Source organism: Burkholderia sp. JPY481, from assembly GCF_038900515.1.
GTDB lineage: Bacteria > Pseudomonadota > Gammaproteobacteria > Burkholderiales > Burkholderiaceae > Paraburkholderia > Paraburkholderia youngii.
In genome coordinates this window covers 1-18,660 of sequence record NZ_JAYMRT010000015.1, presented here as the reverse complement: position 1 = coordinate 18,660, position 18,660 = coordinate 1, and the positions used below count along the sequence as shown (strand labels likewise).

Annotated in this window: 14 protein-coding genes, 1 pseudogene and 2 riboswitches; of the genes and pseudogenes, 8 read left to right on the top strand and 7 right to left on the bottom strand. The window is 66.2% G+C overall.

Annotation, left to right across the window (positions count from 1 at the left end):
- Positions 1-310: 310 nt before the first annotated feature.
- The 4 genes from VSR82_RS28875 to VSR82_RS28860 all read left to right on the top strand — a co-directional run bounded on the left by VSR82_RS28875 (position 311) and on the right by VSR82_RS28860 (position 5,709).
- Entirely contained in the window at positions 311-1,051 is a 741-nt protein-coding gene (locus tag VSR82_RS28875) for a response regulator transcription factor (RefSeq protein ID WP_498858278.1), read from the top strand.
- Positions 1,048-2,499, top strand: coding sequence for a FecR family protein (locus tag VSR82_RS28870; RefSeq protein ID WP_429457662.1), 1,452 nt, complete (start codon positions 1,048-1,050; stop codon positions 2,497-2,499). Before VSR82_RS28875 ends, VSR82_RS28870 begins: the two co-directional genes overlap by 4 nt.
- 66 nt (positions 2,500-2,565) lie before the next feature.
- Complete coding sequence (locus tag VSR82_RS28865) at positions 2,566-5,052, top strand: CHASE2 domain-containing protein (RefSeq protein ID WP_498858277.1); 2,487 nt, start codon at positions 2,566-2,568, stop codon at positions 5,050-5,052.
- Positions 5,053-5,094: 42 nt separating this feature from the next.
- Positions 5,095-5,709, top strand: a complete 615-nt coding sequence (locus tag VSR82_RS28860) for a DUF4136 domain-containing protein (RefSeq protein WP_429457666.1) — start codon at positions 5,095-5,097, stop codon at positions 5,707-5,709.
- A 38-nt stretch (positions 5,710-5,747) separates the two neighbouring features.
- Here VSR82_RS28860 and bluB read toward each other — a convergent pair whose 3' ends face one another.
- The 5 genes and pseudogenes from bluB to cobA all read right to left on the bottom strand — a co-directional run.
- Complete coding sequence (gene bluB, locus VSR82_RS28855) at positions 5,748-6,407, bottom strand: 5,6-dimethylbenzimidazole synthase (protein ID WP_429457667.1); 660 nt, start codon at positions 6,405-6,407, stop codon at positions 5,748-5,750.
- Entirely contained in the window at positions 6,391-7,716 is a 1,326-nt protein-coding gene (locus VSR82_RS28850) for a cobyrinic acid a,c-diamide synthase CobB (protein WP_410849871.1), read from the bottom strand. The genes bluB and VSR82_RS28850 overlap by 17 nt, the downstream gene beginning before the upstream one ends.
- A 3-nt stretch (positions 7,717-7,719) precedes the next feature.
- Entirely contained in the window at positions 7,720-8,322 is a 603-nt protein-coding gene (gene cobO / locus VSR82_RS28845) for a cob(I)yrinic acid a,c-diamide adenosyltransferase (protein ID WP_013091616.1), read from the bottom strand.
- Positions 8,319-8,753: a cobalamin biosynthesis protein gene (locus VSR82_RS28840; protein WP_429457789.1), complete on the bottom strand. Its 435-nt coding sequence runs from the start codon at positions 8,751-8,753 to the stop codon at positions 8,319-8,321. The genes cobO and VSR82_RS28840 overlap by 4 nt, the downstream gene beginning before the upstream one ends.
- 63 nt (positions 8,754-8,816) lie before the next feature.
- Positions 8,817-9,542 (bottom strand): annotated as a pseudogene (gene cobA / locus VSR82_RS28835) (uroporphyrinogen-III C-methyltransferase); the annotation flags it as partial.
- Positions 9,543-9,788: 246 nt separating this feature from the next.
- Positions 9,789-10,056, bottom strand: a riboswitch (cobalamin riboswitch).
- Between the two features lie 80 nt (positions 10,057-10,136).
- A riboswitch (cobalamin riboswitch) is annotated at positions 10,137-10,414 on the top strand.
- Between the two features lie 202 nt (positions 10,415-10,616).
- Between cobA and cobW the strand changes: the two are divergent.
- The 4 genes from cobW to VSR82_RS28815 all read left to right on the top strand — a co-directional run bounded on the left by cobW (position 10,617) and on the right by VSR82_RS28815 (position 17,299).
- A complete protein-coding gene (cobW, locus tag VSR82_RS28830) occupies positions 10,617-11,708 on the top strand; it encodes a cobalamin biosynthesis protein CobW (RefSeq protein ID WP_429457668.1) in 1,092 nt (363 codons plus the stop codon).
- A gap of 13 nt (positions 11,709-11,721) precedes the next feature.
- Positions 11,722-15,540, top strand: coding sequence for a cobaltochelatase subunit CobN (cobN, locus tag VSR82_RS28825; protein WP_498858276.1), 3,819 nt, complete (start codon positions 11,722-11,724; stop codon positions 15,538-15,540).
- On the top strand, positions 15,537-16,628 hold the full coding sequence (locus VSR82_RS28820) for a magnesium chelatase ATPase subunit I (protein ID WP_429457671.1): 1,092 nt from the start codon (positions 15,537-15,539) through the stop codon (positions 16,626-16,628). Before cobN ends, VSR82_RS28820 begins: the two co-directional genes overlap by 4 nt.
- A gap of 131 nt (positions 16,629-16,759) precedes the next feature.
- On the top strand, positions 16,760-17,299 hold the full coding sequence (locus VSR82_RS28815) for a vWA domain-containing protein (protein WP_429457791.1): 540 nt from the start codon (positions 16,760-16,762) through the stop codon (positions 17,297-17,299).
- 65 nt (positions 17,300-17,364) lie between these two features.
- Here VSR82_RS28815 and VSR82_RS28810 read toward each other — a convergent pair whose 3' ends face one another.
- Complete coding sequence (locus VSR82_RS28810; RefSeq protein WP_429457673.1) at positions 17,365-18,309, bottom strand: flagellar brake protein; 945 nt, start codon at positions 18,307-18,309, stop codon at positions 17,365-17,367.
- Positions 18,239-18,660 (bottom strand): hypothetical protein (locus tag VSR82_RS28805; protein ID WP_410849867.1); only part of this gene is annotated, 422 nt, incomplete at its 5' end. The genes VSR82_RS28810 and VSR82_RS28805, both read right to left, overlap by 71 nt.

Sequence of the window (18,660 nt, the reverse complement as noted above, 5' to 3'; positions counted from 1 at the left end):
CCTAAGAAACACGTCAATTGTTTTCAGTTAGGGTTTTTCGCGACGGATTGCCGGTACACGGTAAGCGGGATGAAAGAGGGTTTTCGATTATCATGATCTGCCCTGCATAATCGCTATGGTAATTACATTTATGCGCTGATTCAGCTTCATGAAAGCAGCGTCATGGCGGGGGTACGGCGAGGGACCATTAGTCAGAAAGTAGCAGCCGGAATTTTATGGGAAGCCGGATCGACGGCGCTGTCGTCATCCCGGTCGTCAGCCGGTGCGCCGGCCGTCAGCCGCGAAAGGTGCTGTTACGTTGTGGGGTGTTATGAGAATTGCTGTCCTCGATGATGATTCGGCTCAGGCCGACCTTGTGTGTCAAACGCTATCCGCCGCTGGACACGTCTGTCATGCGTATGGCGCAGGGCGTGAACTGGTGCGCCAGTTGCGTCGCCAGACGTTCGACCTGCTCGTGCTCGACTGGAACGTTCCGGACATGTCCGGCGAAGAAGTGCTCCGCTGGGTGCGCGAGAGCCTGTCCGAGCGTCTGCCGGTGCTGTTCATGACGAGCCGCGGCCGCGAATCCGACATCACTTCGATTCTGAACATCGGGGCCGACGACTATCTCGTCAAACCCGTGTCGGGCGCGGTGCTGCTCGCCCGGGTCGGCTCGCTGCTGCGGCGTGCCTATTACCTGAAGCCGCCGGCGACCAGGGAAGTGTTCGGCGACTTCGAGTTCGACCTGAGCGCCAAGCACGTCGTCGTGCGCGGCACGCCGGTCTCCGTCACGCAAAAAGAGTTCGAGCTCGCGCTGCTGCTGTTCCAGCATATGAGCCGGCCGCTGTCGCGCGCACACATTCTCGACGTGATCTGGAAGCAGGCCACCGACATCCCGTCGCGCACGATGGACACGCACGTGTCGATGCTGCGCAGCAAGCTCGGTCTGCGCCCGGAGCAGGGTTATCGGCTCACGCCAATCTACGGCTATGGCTACCACCTCGAGCGGATCGAAGCCGACACACCACGTACCGCCAACGACGAACCCACTGAAGAAGCGGGGGAGGCGTGACGGTCTGCGTGGGTGGGGCGGCGTCGGGCGGCGGCGCTATCTCCGGCCTTCGCGCCGCCGCGTGGCTTGCCGCGGCCTGCCTGATTGCAACGGGCGCGACCGGTTGGAGTGCGCTCGCGCACGCGCAGCCCGCGCGCGGCAAGACCGGTGCGAAGGTGCTGCCGGTCTACGCTTCCTACACCACGCACGAAGGCGACACGCTGTACGACATCGCCGCCCGCTACATGGCCGACCCTTCCGACTGGGCGCTGTTGAGCAGGCTCAATCACGTGCCCGCGCCGCGCCGCATGCCGGCCGGCATCGTGCTGCGTTTGCCGTTCCAAAGGCTGCGCCAGGATCCGGACACGGCGCGAGTGGTCGCGACCAGCGGTCCGGTCGAGCACGCGTTCCACACAAACCCTTATCTGCCGTTGAAAAGCGGTGAAACGCTTGCCGAAGGCGATCACTTGCGCACCGGCGCGAACGGGTTCGCGACGCTCGAACTGCCCGACGGCTCGTATGTGACGGTCGCGCAAAATGGCGAGCTCAATATTGAGCGGCTGCGGCACATCACGCTGACCGGCGCGGCAGATCGCATCTTCCAGTTGCATTCGGGCGAAGTCGAAAGCCAGGTCACGCATGCAACGCGACGCGACGATCGCTTTCAGATCCGGTCGCCTTCGGTGGTCGCCGGGGTGCGCGGTACGCGCTTTCGCGTCGATTACAACGGCGACACGCAGACCACCGCGGTGGCGGTGCTCGATGGCGCGGTCGGCGTCGATCCGGCCAGGCAGCATGGCCAGAGCGCCGCGCCGGTGCCGGGCAGGCCGCTGCAGGCGTCCGAGCAACTGGTGAAGGCAAGCTTCGGCAACGTCACACACTCGGGCGGCGCGATCGGCAGTCCGCTCCAGCTGTTGCCGGCGCCTTCGGTCGAGCGACCGGCGCGCGTGCAGGACGGCAAGACCGTCGCGTTCGACGTCAACCCGGCCGAGCACGCGGTCGGCTATCGGCTGCAGATTTCGCACGATGCCGATCAGCTCGACCTGGTACGCGATCTACGCGTGAGCGTGCCGCACGCCGACTTCGGCGATCTGCCCGACGGCACGTACTTCGTGCGTGTCGCGTCAACCGGTAGCGACGGCCTCGACGGCCTGCCGAACGTGTATGCGTTCGAGCGCCGCCAACTCGGGCTGGACGCTTCGGCCGCGCAGCGCGCGGGTAGCCACGACTACGAGTTCCGCTGGTTCGTCAGCCACAGCAACGTGCCGACGCGTTTTCGCTTCGTGCTCGCGAAGACGGCTGATCTAAGCCATCCCGTGATCGATCGCACCGATCTGGCGGGCGGCGAACTCGTAATCAGCGATCTGCCGCCTGGCGTCTACTACTGGACGATCGTCGCCGAGCAGTTCGACAACGGCCGCTTCTACGAAAAGAGCAGCCCGGTCCGCTCCTTTACGCTGGCGCGCTGACGCTGGTAGATTCTCGGAGCCGGCTTGCTGCCCGGTCCGTCCTCCCGTTCCGGATTACATCGCCCCTTGCCCGCCACTTCTACGCGACTGAGCCTCGATCCGCGCGCCCGTCTCGGACGGCGGGCCGGCCGACGCTTTCTGATCGAGTGGCTCAGCGTTGGCTGTCTCGGCCTCGTGGTGATCCTGCTGACATCGTTCGGGCGCGTCGGCGCCGGCATCGATCTGCTGGTATACGACCAGTTTCTGAAGCTGCGCAAGCAGCCGCTGCTGTCCGACATCGTCGTCGTCGAGATCGACAATGCGGCCATCGACGCGCTCGGCCGCTGGCCGTGGCCACGCAGCGTGCATGCGCGGCTGCTCGAGCAGCTCGCCGCGGCCAAAGCCGCCGCGGTGATCTACGACGTGCTGTTCACCGAGCCCAACGTCGACGACGCCCAGCTCGCCCACGCCATCGCGCTGAGCCCGACCTATCTGCCCGTGCTGCTGACGCCGCCCGATGCGAGCGGCGAGCGCACCGTCGATGAACCCGTCACGCCGCTCGCGCAGGCAGCAGCCGGGCTCGGTCACATCAATTTCGAAGTGGACAGCGATGGCATCGTGCGCAGCGTCGCGCGCTTCCAGGGCGACGAGCACTCGCGCTGGCCGCAACTGACGGTGCTCGTCGCCGACGCGGTCGAACGCGGCAAGCTGCGGCTGCGCAACGGGCTGCCGCCGCGTCGCTCGACCGAGCCGGCGCGCGGCAGCGACGACGGCCGCGAAGACCGCTTCCTGATTCCGTTCGGCCCGAATGCCGCGAACTACGCGAAGCTCGGTTTCGCCGACGTGCTCGCCGGCAAGGTGCCGGCCGATCAGCTGCGCGGGCGCATCGTCGTGATCGGCGTGACGGCGTCGGGTCTGTACGACCGCTTCGCGACGCCGGTGTCGGGCGAGCTCGGTCCGCTGCCAGGCGTCTACATCCACGCGAACGTGCTCGACACGCTGCTGACCGGCCGCGAGATCCAGCCGGTCGCGCTGTGGATCATGTTCGCGGCGGCGCTCGCGCCGCTCGCCGCGTTGCTCGGCGGCTTCCTCGTGCTGTCGCCGCGCCGCTCTCTATTGCTGACCGGCGCGCTGGTGCTGCTCGCCGTGGCCGGCAGCGCGCTGCTGCTGTACGGCGGCAGGCTGTGGATGTCGCCGGTGCCGGCGATCCTCGGCGTCGTGATCGTCTACCCGATCTGGAACTGGCGACGCCTCGAAATGACGATGGCGTATCTGCGCGGCGAACTGCAACGTCTCGCCGACGAGCCGCATCTGCTGCCCGAAACGCCGAAGCGCCGCCGCGAGTTCGGCGGCGACGTGCTCGCGCAGCACATGGCGCTGATGGCTGAGGCCGCGCAACGGGTGCAGGACATGAAGCGCTTCGTGTGGGACAGCCTCGACAGCATGCCGGAGCCGATTCTCGTCAGCGATGTGGACGGCGTCGTGCTGATCGCGAATCACGCGGCGAAAGCGCATTTCGCGCGGCTCGGCGCGCCGATGCCCGAGGGCCAGCCGATGCAAAGCGTGCTCGGCGGTCTCACGCTCGTGAAGACGATCGATGCCGGCGCGGCCGCGGACAACCAGCGCAACGTGTACGCGCACGCGCATTGGCCGGTGCCGCTCGATCCGACGCGCGGCGAGTTCGCGGCGCTGATGGCGCAGGGTGTCGAGGTGCGCGACTCGAACGAGCGCGACCATCTGCTGCGCTATGCGACCTGCACCAACGCGCAGGGTGAGACGACCGGCTGGATCGCCGGTCTCGTCGACGTGTCGGCGCTGCATGCGGCCGAGCGTCAGCGCGAGGACGCGCTGCGGCTGTTGTCGCACGACATGCGCTCGCCGCAGGCGTCGATCATTGCGCTGGTCGAGATCGAGCGCGCGCGGACCGAGCCGGCGCTCGCGCGCAGCGTGCTCGAGCGCATCGAACGCTACGCGCAACGCGCGCTCACGCTCGCCGACGACTTCGTGCAACTGGCGCGCGCCGAGTCGCAGGCGTATGTGCTCGAGCCGCTGAGCCTGACCGAACTCGTCATCGATGCGAGCGACGAGGTCTGGCCGCAGGCGCACGCGAAGCGCATCACGCTGCATACGGAAACCGGCGACACCACCAGCGAAGATCTCTGGATTTGCGCCGACCGCTCACTGATGACGCGCGCGCTCGTCAATATTCTGAACAACGCGGTCAAGTACAGTCCGCCCGACACGCGCATCGTGTGCAGTTTCGCGAGCCAGCCGGCGGCTAGGCGCGAAGGCAGCGGGGCGGCTCGCGTGGCATGCACGATTCGCGACCAGGGCTATGGCATCCCGAAGGAGCAGCAGGCGGGGCTATTCGAGCGCTTTCGCCGTTTTCACGAGGCGGAGCGGCCGGAAGTGGGCGGCGCGGGACTCGGCATGGCGTTCATCAAAACCGTCGTTACGCGCCACGGCGGCAGCGTCGAAGTCGTCAGCGCGCCCGGCGAGGGGACCGCCTTTACGATCTGGCTGCCCGCGCTCGACGACGCGCCGCTCGATGAAACCAGCGCACCGCGCGCCTGATGCGCTTGTGATGGATTCGATGGACTAGAGAGAAAACAGAAAATGGCGAAGATCGCTCACCTCTATGTCGCGCTGGCTGCGGCGAGCCTCACCGCTTGCGCGGGCCTCAGCGCCGACGTGCACACCGCCTCCGCTAACGGCGCCGACCATGCCATTGCGCTGCAAGGCGGGCAGACCTATTCACTCGCGCGCACGCAGTCACAGGACGACAGCGCCGACCATCCGCAAGTCGAAAAGCTGCTGCGCGACGAGTTGGCGAAACACGGCTTCGTCGATACGGCGGGCAAGTCCGCGCATTTTCTGCTGTCGATCGCGTATAGCACGCGGCCGGCGTCGATCGGCATTGGCGGCGGGGATTGCGCGCCCGCCGATTGCGGCGCGGGCAGCGACGGTCCGGGCGCGCTGCTATTCGGGCGCAACTATCAGCACGCGCTGACACTGCGCTTTTTCGACTATGCGAGCGGCGCCGAGCGCTACAAGGTCAGTGCGGTGTATATGGATCGCGACGCGGACCCGCTGCATGCGTTGCCGCTGCTCGTGAAAACCGCGCTTGCGAAGCTGCCGTACGACGCGCCGGCCGACTGGCGCGTGAAGCTCAGTATCGACAAGGCGAGCGGTGCGCCGAACGTCGATTCTATGGAGCCGCTGCAGCGCTAAATAACGCAGCTTCGAGTCGCCGGAGCCGCGCGTGTCGGTTATTCCTGCGCCGGCTCGCCGCCTGGCCAGCGGTTTTCGAACACGCAATCGCCTAGCGGCAGACGGCTCGCCCAGCGCTCCGTTTCGAGCATCGGCTCGCTGTAGAACGCATCGACGTGGCCGAGGCACAGAATCGCGACCGGCCGCGCGCCTTCCGGCATCGCCAGTAGCTGGTGCACCGCGTCGACCTCGAACAGCGACACCCATCCAAGCCCGAGTCCTTCGGCGCGTGCGGCGAGCCACATGTTCTGGATCGCGCACGCGACCGACGCGAGGTCCATCTCCGGCAGCGTGCGACGGCCGAATACGTGTCGCTCGCGCCCGTCCATCAACGCGATCACCAGCAGTTCCGCGCAGTCGCGCATGCCTTCGACCTTCAGCTTCATGAATTCGTCGCGGCGCTTGCCGAGCGCGTCGGCGGTGGCGAGCCGTTCGCGCTCGACGATGTCGCGCAAGCCCGTGCGCAGCGCTGCATCGGTGATGCGCACGATGCGCCACGGCTGCATGTAGCCGACGCTCGGCGCGTGATGCGCCGCGTCGAGCAGACGCCGCAGCACCGCCGAATCGACCGGATCGGGCACGAAGTGGCGCATGTCGCGGCGTTCGTAAATCGCGCGATAGACCGCGTCGCGCTCGGAGTCGTCAAAAGGCTTCGCCATGAAAGAGGGCGGCCGTGAAAGCCGGGTTGGAGGGCCAGTAAGCGTGCATATAGGTTGCCACAATCGGACCCACGCGGAACACCGCTTCGCCGGGCGTGTCGCTGTGCGCGCGGGTGGCGAAGCGCTGCGGCTCGAGCGATGTCGCGAGCTTCGAGTAATGGAACGTGTGGCCGGTCAGCGTGCCGTGCAGGCCGTCGATCTGCTGCATGCCGAGCGACGTGAAGCGCGTTTGCATCTCCGCGTGACCGGGCAGCAGGCCGAGCATCGGCGTGCTCTTGCCTTGCGCGTCGGTCAGGGTGTCGAGCAGGTAGAGCATGCCGCCGCATTCGGCGACCACCGGTTTGTCCGCCTCGACGTGCGCGCGGATCGATGCCGCGCTGCGCATGTTGCCAGCGAGCGTCGCCATTTGCAGTTCGGGGTAGCCGCCCGGCAGATAGAGCGCATGTGTGTCGGCGGGCAACGCTTCGTCGGCGAGCGGCGAGAAATAGCTGAGCCGCGCGCCGAGCGCTTCGAGCAGCGCGAGGTTGGCGGGATAGATGAACGAGAACGCGGCATCGCGCGCGATCGCGATGTGCTTGCCTTCGAGCAGACGCGGCAGCACTTCGGGCGACGGTGCGCCGAAATCGACCGGCGGCGGCAGTTCGGCGAGCGCGGTCGACGCGAGCGTATCCGCCGCGCGTTCGAGGCGCGCTTCGAGATCGTCGATTTCATCGGCCTGATGCAGGCCGAGGTGGCGGTCGGGCAACGTGATCTCGTCGCTCGCGGCGATGTGGCCGCACCAGCGCAGTTCGGGCGGCAGCGCTTCCTGCAGCATCTGCGCGTGCCGAGCCGAGCCGACGCGATTCGCGAGCACGCCATGAAACGGCAGTTGTGGTCTGAAGCGAGCAAGGCCGAACGCGAGCGCGCCGAAGGTCTGCGCCATCGCCTGCGCCGAAATCACCGCAAGCACTGGCACGCCGAACGTGGTCGCCAGATCGGCGCTGCTCGGCGTGCCGTCGAACAGGCCCATCACGCCTTCGATCAGGATCAGGTCGGCTTCTTGCGCCGCCTGCGCGAGCAGGTTGCGGCACGCGCTTTCGCCGACCATCCACAGATCGAGCGACAGCACCGGCGCGCCGCTCGCGCGCGCGAGGATCATCGGATCGAGAAAATCCGGCCCGCTCTTGAACACGCGCACGCGACGTCCGAGCCGCCGGTGATAGCGCGCGAGACCCGCGGTGATCGTGGTCTTGCCTTGTCCCGACGCGGGCGCGCTGATGAACAGCGCGGGGCACGCAGCGGAGGAAGTCCCCTTGGGGGATGCGGACATCGCTCAGAACTCCACGCCGCGCTGCGCCTTCACACCCTGCTCGCGATACGGATGCTTGATCGCGCGCATTTCGGTGACGAGGTCGGCGGCTTCGATCAGCGCATCGGGCGCATGGCGTCCGGTCACGACGACGTGCAGCATCGGCGCGCGCGCTTTGATCACCGCGAGCACTTCGTCGAGCGGCAGGTACTCGTACTTCAGCACGGTGTTCAGCTCGTCGAGGATCACCATCTGGTAGTCGCCGCTTTCGATCATCCGCCGCGCTTCGTTCCAGCCCTTGCGCGCGGTCGCCATATCGGCTTCGCGATTCTGCGTGTTCCACGTATACCCGTCGCCCATCGTGACGAAATCGCATTGCGCGATTGCGCCGAGGAAATCGCGCTCCGACGTATGCAGCGCGCCCTTGATGAACTGCACGACGCCCAGCCGCATGCCGTGGCCGAGCACCCGCACGGCCATGCCGAACGCGGCCGTGCTCTTGCCCTTGCCCGTGCCGGTGTTGACGATCAGCAGGCCTTTTTCGACGGTCGCGCTGGCCTGCTTCTTTTCGTGGCCTTCGCGGCGGCGCTCGGTCATGCGTTGATGCGATTCGGGGTCGGTTTTCATCGAAGGTCCTGGTCTTGAGGGGCGGGATGGAAGGGCGCTACGTCGCCGGGTGCGGTGTCGGTCGCCGCCGCAATTGCAATGGTGATACCAGCGTGCGTGGTCTTGGGTACGACCAGACGTGCGGTTTGCGCGATTGTCGCGGAGACCGAAGCTGCTGCCGCCAGTAGCGCACACGGTTCGCACACACCGTCGACACCAAGATGCGCGCGCGCGGCCGCCGACGGCGCCGCGACCGGCGCGGCCGCGATCTGCTCGCGGCTGAACAGTTGCAGCGGCAGTTGATGGCGTGAACAGAATTCGAGCAGACCTGCTTCGTTGCCTTTGGTGTCGATCGTCGCGATGGTGCGAATCCGCTCGAAGGCATTCGAACCGAGTGCTGCGCGCACGGCGGCTTCGATGTCGCCGGCATCGCTGTGCAAGCGGCAACCTATGCCGACGCTTAGCGTTTTGAGCGCGCTCGCAGCTTGTTCGTGATCGACTCGGCCGTCGCGGTTCGCCGCTTCACGTGCAAGCGCGAGCGAGGCCACGCCGCCGATCACGACGATCGCCGGCGAGCCGAGCCCTGCGCGCACGACCGCCTCGGCAAACTCGCGCAGCGGCGCGAGCACGTGACGCTGCTCGGGCCGCGTCGCCGATTCGATCGCCGCACAGGGTGTATCGGCGGACATGCCGGCCGCGAGCAACGCGGCGACGATTTCGCCGAGCCGCCGCATGCCCATATAGATCACGATCGTCATGCGGGTCGCGGCGAGCGCGGCCCAGTCCGGTTCGCCGTTGCCGGCGCCGTGGCCGGTGACGAACACGACGCCCTGCGCGTAATCGCGATGCGTGACCGCGATGCCGAGCGTCGCGGGTGCGGCGATGCCGGCCGTAATGCCGTTGATCACGTCGACTTCGATACCCGCCGCCTGCAGCGCCTGCAATTCTTCGCCGCCGCGGCCGAACACGAACGGATCGCCGCCCTTGAGCCGCGCGACGCTGCGTCCCGCGCGCAGATGCCCGAGCATTTGCGCGACGATGTCCGCTTGCGGCGTCGACGGATGGCCGCCGCGCTTGCCGACGTACACGACTTGCGCGTTGGCGCGTGCGAACTGCAGTACGTCGGGATTGACCAGATCGTCGACCAGCACGACATCGGCCTGCGCGAGCGCACGGGTGGCCTTCAGCGTCATCAGTTCGACGTCGCCGGGACCGGCGCCGATCAGCCAGGCGCGCGTCATCGCGGCGTGCATGGCGCATGCCATGCGGAGATGGGAGGAGAGGAGCGGCGTGCGACGGTGCACGCGGCAGTGAATATAGAGGTCATGCAATACAGCGAATCCAGGCGCGGCCACTCATGCGGCTCGCGGCGGATTCTTCAGAGAGAGAACGCCACGAAACGCGCGATGCCACGTTTCTACGCCTTCACATCCGTTCCCCGCGGATTCCGGCGGCCGGCGGCGCAACCTGATGCACGGGTGCATGCGGCGCCGCCTCCGCGTCTGGCCGGTATCCGGGCTGGCGGCCTCACGCGTTTCGCCTTCCCGTCCTTGTTTGCGAATCTGCGGATTCGCGGGGCAGTGGCATCAAAAAACGCATGCGCGGCACGGTGGAATCGAAGCTGGATCGAATCGCGCGCCGCAGGTCGCTTACCGTTGCGGGGACAGCACAGGTTGAACGCGCGACGCGCTGCCTGTTTCCCGTTTAACTGCACATGCGAGTGCATGTGCGGGCACCAAACGCGCGCATACGATAGCACATGGCGCCTTGCCAGATAAGCCTCGGCGACGCTTTCCGGCGGCCTGCGTTCCTTGACTGCGCATGCCCGGGGGCCTACACTCGCACGCACTTTGGGTGCTCGCGTGCGCGTTCGTGCGCATGCAGTTAAACGGGAAACAGGGAGCCATCTGCGCTAGAGCGGCTAACCTGTGCTGTCCCCGCAACGGTAAGCGAAAAGCGGTTCCGGGTTGATAGCCGGGCACCGCGGTGCCGGCTTCGATGTCCTCGCGCAAGGTCGCGTCGACATATCACCACTGGACGAGAAACCACTCGGCCGGGAAGGGGAAGCGGCGCTTTCGCCAGCCCGGATACCGGCCCGAAGAAGCAGAACGACCGCCGCGGGGATGCGGCGGCGCGTTCATGACCTCAGTTCCGTTTTCTGTATTTCCGTTGTCGCGGCAATGCCGTCGTTCGTCCCCGTGTCTGGTGATCGCTGGTACTGTGCGCGTGATTCATTCGCTCCGTTCGCCAGCCGATGCCGACCGATGCGCGGACTTTGCGGCAGACCGATGCAACGCAAAGGGATGGACCTCACGATGCAAACTCAATTGCGCAAGATTCCCGTCACGATCGTCACCGGCTTTCTCGGCAGTGGCAAAACGACGTTGCTGCGGCACATCCTCAAGCATGCGGGCGGCAAGCGCATTGCGGTGATCGTCAACGAGTTCGGCGAACTCGGCATCGACGGCGAAATCCTCAAGGGCTGCGGCATCGGTTGCGATGAAAACGGCGTCGAGACCGAAGGGCAATTGTATGAACTCGCGAACGGCTGTCTGTGCTGCACCGTGCAGGAAGAGTTTTTCCCGGTGATGGAAAAACTCGCGGAGCGGCGCGACGAACTCGATCACGTGTTGATCGAAACCTCGGGGCTCGCATTGCCGAAGCCGCTCGTGCAGGCGTTCAACTGGCCGCAGATCCGCAACGGCTTCACGGTCGACGCGGTGGTGACGGTGGTGGACGGCCCGGCCGCCGCAAGCGGCCAGTTCGCCGAGAACCCGGTCGCCGTCGATGCGCAGCGCAAGGCCGATCCGAACCTCGATCACGAGTCACCGCTGCACGAGCTGTTCGAAGACCAGTTGTCGGCCGCCGATCTGGTGATTCTGAACAAGACCGATCTGATCGACGACGCGCGGCAGCACGAAGTGGAAGCCGCGATCCGCGCGGAGATTCCGCCGCAGGTAAAGATCGTGCGCGCGCAGCAGGGGCAGCTCGACCTGCATACGCTGCTGGGGCTCGAAGCGGCGTCGGAGCAGACGATCCACCTGCGGCACGACCACCACGGTTCCGCCGACGACCCGGATCATCACCACGACGAATTCGATTCGGTCGTCGTGCAGGCATCGGTGCCGTCGCGCGACGCGGCGCTCGCCGCGTTGCAGACGCTGGTCGAAAACCACACGATTTACCGTGTCAAAGGCTTCGCGGCACTGCCGGGCGCGGCGATGCGTCTGGTGATCCAGGGCGTGGGCCGGCGCTTCGACAGCTACTTCGACCGGCGCTGGCAGGCGGGCGAAAACGGCGACGGCGCCCTGAGCCGCTTTGTGCTGATCGGAGAAGACCTCGATCGACCCGCGCTGCAACAGGCTCTCGACGCGGCGCTCGGCGCGACGTCGAACGCGACGGCATAACGGGCGCACCAGCATGCATCTGCTGCGCACGACGCCGGGCGGTTTCGTCGACGATACGCAGGGCGTGATCCGCATCGATCAGCAGCCCGCCGATATCGTCGTGCTCAGTTCCGCCGACACCACGCTGTCGCTGCTCGCGAGCGTGGTGCCGCGTCTTGGCGACGGCTTCCCGAGCGTGCGGCTTGCGAACGTCACGTATCTGCGTCAGCCGGCCTCGGTCGATTTCTATCTGGACGACGTGTTGCAGCATGCGCGCGTGGTCGTCGTCGATCATCTCGGCGGCGAAGCGTATTGGCCGTACGGCATCGAGCAGGTCGTCGCGCTCGCGCAGCGCAAACAGCAAACGCTCGCGATGTTTTCCGGCGATCTGCAGGAGGACCCGAACCTGCTCGCGCGCAGCACCGCGAGCGCCGAGTTGTGTCAGCAGTTGTGGCGCTACCTGCGCGAGGGCGGTCCGCAGAACGCCGAGGCGTTTTTGCGCTGCATCGCGTATCGCGCACTCGGTTGGGGGCGCGAGCCCGAGCCGCCGCGCGCGTTGCCGGCCGCGTCGCTGTATCACCCCGAGCGCGATACGCCTACCGTCGCCGATTGGCAGGCGCGCTGGCGGCAGGACGCGCCCGTCGTCGCGATCCTGTTCTACAAGGCGCATCTGCAGGCCGCCAATACCGCGGTGTTCGATGCGCTGATCGATGCGCTCGAAGCGCAAGGGCTCAATCCGCTGCCGCTCGCGATCACGTCGTTGAAGGATGCGATGAGCCGTGATGTCGTGCAGTCGCTGTGCGCGCAACATGGCGTCGCGCTGGTGCTGAACACGACCGCGTTCGCCGCGTCCGCGATCGACGACCCCGAGCCGCTCGCGCTCGCCGGCGACGCGCCGGTGTTCCAGGTGATCCTGAGCGGCGGCAATCGCGAGGATTGGCTGAAAGACAACCACGGCCTGAATTCGCGCGACATCGCGATGCACGTCGCGCTGCCCGAAGTGGACGGGCGCATCATTACGCGCGCGATCAGTTTCAAGGGTCTCGCGTATCGCTGTGCGCGTACCCAGGTCGATGTGGTCCGCTATCAGCCCGATCTCGAACGGGTGCGTTTTCTCGCCGAGCTGAGCCGCCGCTGGTGCCGTTTGCGTTCGCTCGATAACGCCGACAAGAAAGTCGCGTTGATTCTCGCGAACTATCCGACGAGTGAAGGGCGCATCGGTAATGGCGTCGGGCTCGACACGCCGGCATCGGTGGTCGGCATTCTGTCGATGCTGCGCGATGAGGGCTATCGTGTCGGCGAACTGCCCGAGCACGGCGACGCGTTGTTGAACAGGCTGACCGAGGGCGTGACCAACGATCCGGTCGTCCGCGATCTGCGTCCGGCCCTGCAAAGTCTCGCGCTCGACGACTATCTCGCGCATTTCAACGCATTGCCGGCGAGCGTGCGCGACGCGTTGAACGCGCGCTGGGGCAAGCCCGAAGAGGACCCGACGCTGCGGCGCGGCCGCTTCATGATCGCGGGTTGGCGCTGCGGGCAGGTGTTCGTCGGCATTCAGCCTTCGCGTTCGCGCGAGCAAGGCGACTACGCGAGCTATCACGATGCGGAGCTCGTACCGCCGCATGCCTACCTCGCGTTCTACTTCTGGCTGCGCCACCAGTTCGGCATCGACGCGGTCGTGCACGTCGGCAAGCACGGCAACCTCGAATGGCTGCCGGGCAAAAGTGTCGCGTTGAGCGACGCGTGCTGGCCCGATCTGATTCTCGGACCGATGCCGCATCTGTATCCGTTCATCGTCAATGATCCGGGCGAGGGCAGCCAGGCGAAGCGGCGTGCGCAGGCGGTGATCATCGATCATCTGATGCCGCCGCTTACGCGCGCTGAAAACTATGGGCCGCTGCAGGACCTCGAACGCCAGGTCGACGAATACTACGAAGCGTTGATGGTCGATTCGCGTCGCGCAAAGCTCTTGCGTCGCACGATTCTGACGACGATCGTCGAGCATCGGCTGCACGAAGAGCTGAGTCTCGCGGCGCCCGACGGACAGGACGATGAAGACGCGCTGCTCACGCGCGTCGATGCGTGGCTGTGCGAGCTGAAGGAAGCGCAGATTCGCGATGGCCTGCATACGTTCGGGCAGTCGCCGCGCGGCGTGCAGCGGCGCGACACGCTGCTCGCGCTCGGGCGCTTTCCGATCGGCGATGGACAGGGCGGCAAGGCTGGGCTCGTCGACGCGCTGGCGCGCGATCTGCGCATCGATCATCTGTTCGATCCGTTGGGCGTGGATTGGGCCGCCGCATGGGACGGCCCACGTCCTGATGTCTTGCGGCGGATCAGCGATGCACCGTGGCGGCATTACGGCGATACGCGCGAGCGGCTGGAGTTGCTCGCGGGCGAGCTGTTGCGCGGCGTCTGCGGTGTCGATTGCGATGACGCGGATCGTTCGCAGGCCGTTCCTGTAGCCGACGAAAGTCTGCAGCAAGCGGCACAGGTAATTGCACGCCTGCGCGACGACGTGCTGCCGCGCCTCGACGCATGCGGCCCGCAGGAAATGACGCAGCTCAAGCGCGGCCTCGAAGGACGTTTCGTGCCGCCCGGTCCGAGCGGCTCGCCGTCGCGCGGACGGCCCGACGTGCTGCCCACCGGCCGCAACTTCTACTCGGTCGACACGCGCGCGGTGCCGACGCAAGCCGCGTGGGCACTCGGCCTGAAATCGGCGCAGCAACTGATCGAGCGGCATCTGCAGGAGCATGGCGATTATCCGCGCGCGATCGGCCTGTCGGTCTGGGGCACCGCAACGATGCGCACCGGCGGCGACGATATCGCGCAGGCGCTCGCGCTGCTCGGCGTGCGGCCGAAGTGGGCGCCGGGCAGTCATCGCGTGACGGACTTCGAGATCATGCCGATCGAAGCGTTCGATCGGCCGCGTATCGACGTCACGTTGCGCGTATCCGGTTTCTTCCGCGATGCGTTCGCGAACGTGATGCATCTGTTCGATGCGGCCGTGCAAGCGGTTGCCGAACTCGACGAGCCGGCGGAGCTGAATCCGATTCGCGCGCGTGTGCAGCGCGAACGCGATGCGTTGATTGCGAGCGGCATGGACCCGGTCGATGCGCGCAAGCGCGCCGGCTGGCGCGTGTTCAGCGCGCGGCCCGGCGCGTATGGCGCAGGTCTGCAGGAGATGATCGACTCGCGCCAATGGCAGACCGACGCCGATCTCGCGAACGCGTATCAGGCCTGGGGCGGATACGCGTACACGCAGAAGGCCGCGGGTGAGGAGGCGCATCGCGCATTTGGCGCGCGCCTCGCAGCGATGGACGTCGTGCTGCAGAATCAGGACAACCGCGAGCACGACGTGCTCGATTCGAACGACTACTACCAGTTCCAGGGCGGCATGGTCGCGGCGGTACGGCATCTGGCCGGTGAGCAGCCGCATGTCTATCACGCCGATCACAGCAATCCTGCCGCGCCGCGCGTGCGCACGTTGCAGGAGGAGATCGCGAGCGTGATCCGCTCGCGCGTGGTCAATCCGAAATGGCTCGATGGCGTGAAGCGCCACGGCTACAAGGGCGCGGCCGAAATCGCCGCGACCGTCGACTATCTGTATGGCTACGACGCGACCGCGCGCGTGATCGCGGATCATCAATACGCGCTCGTTGCCGATGCTTATCTGAACGACGCCGATACCCGCGCGTTCATGCAGCGGCACAACCCGCATGCGCTGCATTCGATCTGCGAGCGTTTGCTCGAAGCGATGCAGCGAGGGCTGTGGCAGCAGCCGGGCGACTATCGCGCGCAGGTGGAAGCGCATCTGCTTGCGAGCGAACAGCAGATCGAAGGAAGACAAACATGAATGGAGCGATGCGAAGAACGGACGACCTAGGCAGCGCGGGCTCTATTTCGGGCACGGCGTCGCGGCCGGTTTTTCCGTTTGCCGCGCTGATCGGCCAGGCCTCGTTGCAGCAGGCGCTGGTGCTTGCCGCGATCGATCCGGGCTTGGGCGGCGTACTGATCAGCGGACCGCGCGGCACCGCGAAGTCGACTGCCGCGCGCGCGCTTGCCGAGCTGCTGCCGGAAGGGCAGCTCGTGAACCTGCCGCTTGGCGCGAGCGAGGATCGTCTGATCGGCACGCTCGATATCGAAACCGTGCTGCGCGACGGCTCGGTGCGCTTCTCGCCGGGGCTGCTCGCGAAGGCCCATCGCGGCGTGCTGTACGTCGACGAAGTCAATCTGCTGCCCGATGCGCTCGTCGATGCATTGCTCGATGCGGCGGCGAGCGGCGTGAATACCGTCGAACGCGATGGCGTGTCGCACAGTCATGACGCGAGTTTCGTGCTGATTGGCACGATGAATCCCGAAGAGGGCGAGTTGCGGCCGCAACTGATCGACCGCTTCGGTCTGATGGTGGAGTTGCAGAACGCGTTCGAGCCGCAGGTGCGGCAGGCGATCGTCAAAGCGCGGTTCGCGTTCGATCTCGATCCCGTGGGGTTTCGTGCCTCTTATGCGGAGCAGCAGGCTTCATACGTGCAGCGAATTCGCTCGGCGCGCGCGGCGCTGCCGCTGCTTGCGTTCGATGACGCCGTCCATGCGCGTGTGAGCGCGCTGTGCATTGACGCAGCCGTCGACGGCCTGCGCGCCGACCTCGTGATGCTGCGCGCGGCGCGCGCGCTGGCCGCATTCGAACAGAGGGATGCGGTGACGGTCGGACATGTGGATTGCGTCGCCGATGCGGTGCTGCTTCATCGGCGGCGTCAGCATGATTCGCAGCCTGCGAATCAGCGTCAGCCGGACAGCGAGGCGCGATCGCAGGAAGTCGTTGGGGGGGCGTCTGGCAATTCGGCGACATCTTCCGCCGACCCCGACTGGGGCTACCTGCCGCCCGAGCCGACCGGGACTGTGCCTGTCAAAGGCGTCATTCCGCTCGACGCAAAAAAACGCTGAGCCATCGGAAGGGCGCCGCCGCTGACTCGCGCAGCGGTTTTCGATGGCCGCAAGGCGTCAGAGCGGGTTTGCGCGATAGGTCGCGCGGCGAACCGGGCCGGCGCATTGCATGGCCACCGACGCTCGCCGCGATGCGCGAGCGCACGCTGCGTCGCGAGCATCTGCGCTTCGCACGCGAAGCGCCGGGCGGCGGAGTGCTGCATTGCTTCGTGCTCGATTGCTCCGGGTCGATGCTGGCGGGCCAACGCCTTGCGCTCGCGAAGGGCCTACTGACTGCCTTGTTCGACCGTGCGAGTGCGATGCGCGCCGAGGCTGCGCTGATCTGCTTCGGTGGTGCGGGCGCTGACGTACGCTTCGGCCCCGCCGTGCCGCGCTGGTGGAACGAGCGAAGGCTCGCGCCCGTGGGCGGAGGCGGTGGCTCGCCGCTCGCGTCGGGCGTGCGGAGCGCCGCGCATTTGCTCGAGCGCTGCGCGCGGCGACGGCCGGCCCAGCAGCGTTGGCTCTGGATTCTGACCGACGGCCGCACGCGCGACGAACCCGCGCGGCCGGCCGGCGCCGACGAAGTCGTGTTCGTCGATTTCGAGCGTGGTGCGATACGGCTCGGCCGTTGCGAAATGCTCGCCAATGCGTGGGGAGCGCGGCGGTTGACGCCTGAAGAGTTGATCGGCTGATCGATGTGTGCGCAGAGAGCTCGGACTGCTCCGTTCGCGCGCGCGTTGGTTGCCAGCCGGAGCGCTTATTGGAGTCCGTTGGACCAGTGCTGCACGTCTTCCTGACGATCGAACACGAAGACCTTCATCGCCATCTGTTGAGCGGAATCGAGTTGATCCAGTTCGAGGCCATGCATGGACGGCTCGCCAGGCGTCTTGCCCTTCTGAACGTTGCGGATCACTGCCGTCGTCTCGATCTGCGAATAGAACTCGGCCGACTTCAGCCGGAATGCGATGCGCAGTCGGTCGCCGACCTCGCCCAGTGTCCACGACGCACACAACGACATGCCGAGCGCGCTGATGCCCTTGGCGACGCCAAGGCCCTCGTACGTGTCGCCGGCTCCACCTATGCCAAACCGCACGGGCAGATGCGCGTGGACGCGGATCGATTTGCGCTCGCGTAGCCGGCGGACCATGCCAGGCCTCGACAACACGACGTAGTCGAACGGCACGCGGCAGACCGCTTCGACCGTGCAGACGAAACGGAACACGGCCTGACTCGCGATCGCCACGAGCTCGACGTTCTCGCCGGGCGTGAGCGGCAGCGGTTGGCCTTGCTGGATCGGCGGCGTGACGAACAGCGCATGATTCGGCGCGAAACCGATGATGCGGCATGGGTGCATCGGCGCGCCGCTGCCGAGTTGCGAGCGCATGCCGATCAATGCGCCGATCTCGAGGTGCATATCCTTGAGCGTCAGCTCGGCGAGCTGGTCAGGCTGGGCCGTGGGCGCCGGCGGTTGTTGTGTGCCGAGGTCGTGCAGGTCGCCGCGGTGCGGGCGGAAGTGTTGAAACAGAAAGTCGCGTTCGTCGGTGGTCGCGAGCGTCGTCGCGCTTGCGAACAGCAGCGTGCCGTCGGCATCGACGATCGGCCATGGCAGCGGCGTGCCTACCGGCACCGAATCAGGCTCGAGCGCCGGCGATGCAGCGGCGCGCTGGGTTTCCTCGACGTGTGCGTCGACGGGATGGTCCATAGTCGGCAGCTAATTTAAGTGGCGGGATGATCTGATTGACGGCGAGGAGGGGTAAAACTTTAACTTGGGGAGCGGTGGTGGGTTTCCGGACTTCGACGGATTGAATCGGAGGGCTAACTAATTTTGCTTCTTTTTTGATCTGACGTGAGTTGACTCTTTTGTGAATGTGGGCAATGAGATTGAGATGAGAGTCTTTGCTCCCAAAAGAAATTCGCAGAAGGGGCTTGACGTGTTGTCGACCGCTCTCCATAATCTCGTTTCTCTGCTGCAGACGCAGCGACGCAAACGAAGCGGTGCCGGGTAGTGGTGGTTCAGGCGCGGCGGGTTGGGCGGATCGATCTTTAAAAACTA

What these genes read in the sequence shown, in the direction of transcription:
- VSR82_RS28875 (WP_498858278.1), top strand. Translation starts at nt 311, where the DNA reads ATGAGAATTGCTGTCCTCGATGATGATTCGGCTCAGGCCGACCTTGTG.
- VSR82_RS28860 (WP_429457666.1), top strand. Translation starts at nt 5,095, where the DNA reads ATGGCGAAGATCGCTCACCTCTATGTCGCGCTGGCTGCGGCGAGCCTC.
- bluB (WP_429457667.1), bottom strand. Translation starts at nt 6,407, where the DNA reads ATGGCGAAGCCTTTTGACGACTCCGAGCGCGACGCGGTCTATCGCGCG.
- VSR82_RS28850 (WP_410849871.1), bottom strand. Translation starts at nt 7,716, where the DNA reads ATGTCCGCATCCCCCAAGGGGACTTCCTCCGCTGCGTGCCCCGCGCTG.
- cobO (WP_013091616.1), bottom strand. Translation starts at nt 8,322, where the DNA reads ATGAAAACCGACCCCGAATCGCATCAACGCATGACCGAGCGCCGCCGC.
- cobW (WP_429457668.1), top strand. Translation starts at nt 10,617, where the DNA reads ATGCAAACTCAATTGCGCAAGATTCCCGTCACGATCGTCACCGGCTTT.
- cobN (WP_498858276.1), top strand. Translation starts at nt 11,722, where the DNA reads ATGCATCTGCTGCGCACGACGCCGGGCGGTTTCGTCGACGATACGCAG.
- VSR82_RS28820 (WP_429457671.1), top strand. Translation starts at nt 15,537, where the DNA reads ATGAATGGAGCGATGCGAAGAACGGACGACCTAGGCAGCGCGGGCTCT.
- VSR82_RS28815 (WP_429457791.1), top strand. Translation starts at nt 16,760, where the DNA reads ATGCGCGAGCGCACGCTGCGTCGCGAGCATCTGCGCTTCGCACGCGAA.
- VSR82_RS28810 (WP_429457673.1), bottom strand. Translation starts at nt 18,309, where the DNA reads ATGGACCATCCCGTCGACGCACACGTCGAGGAAACCCAGCGCGCCGCT.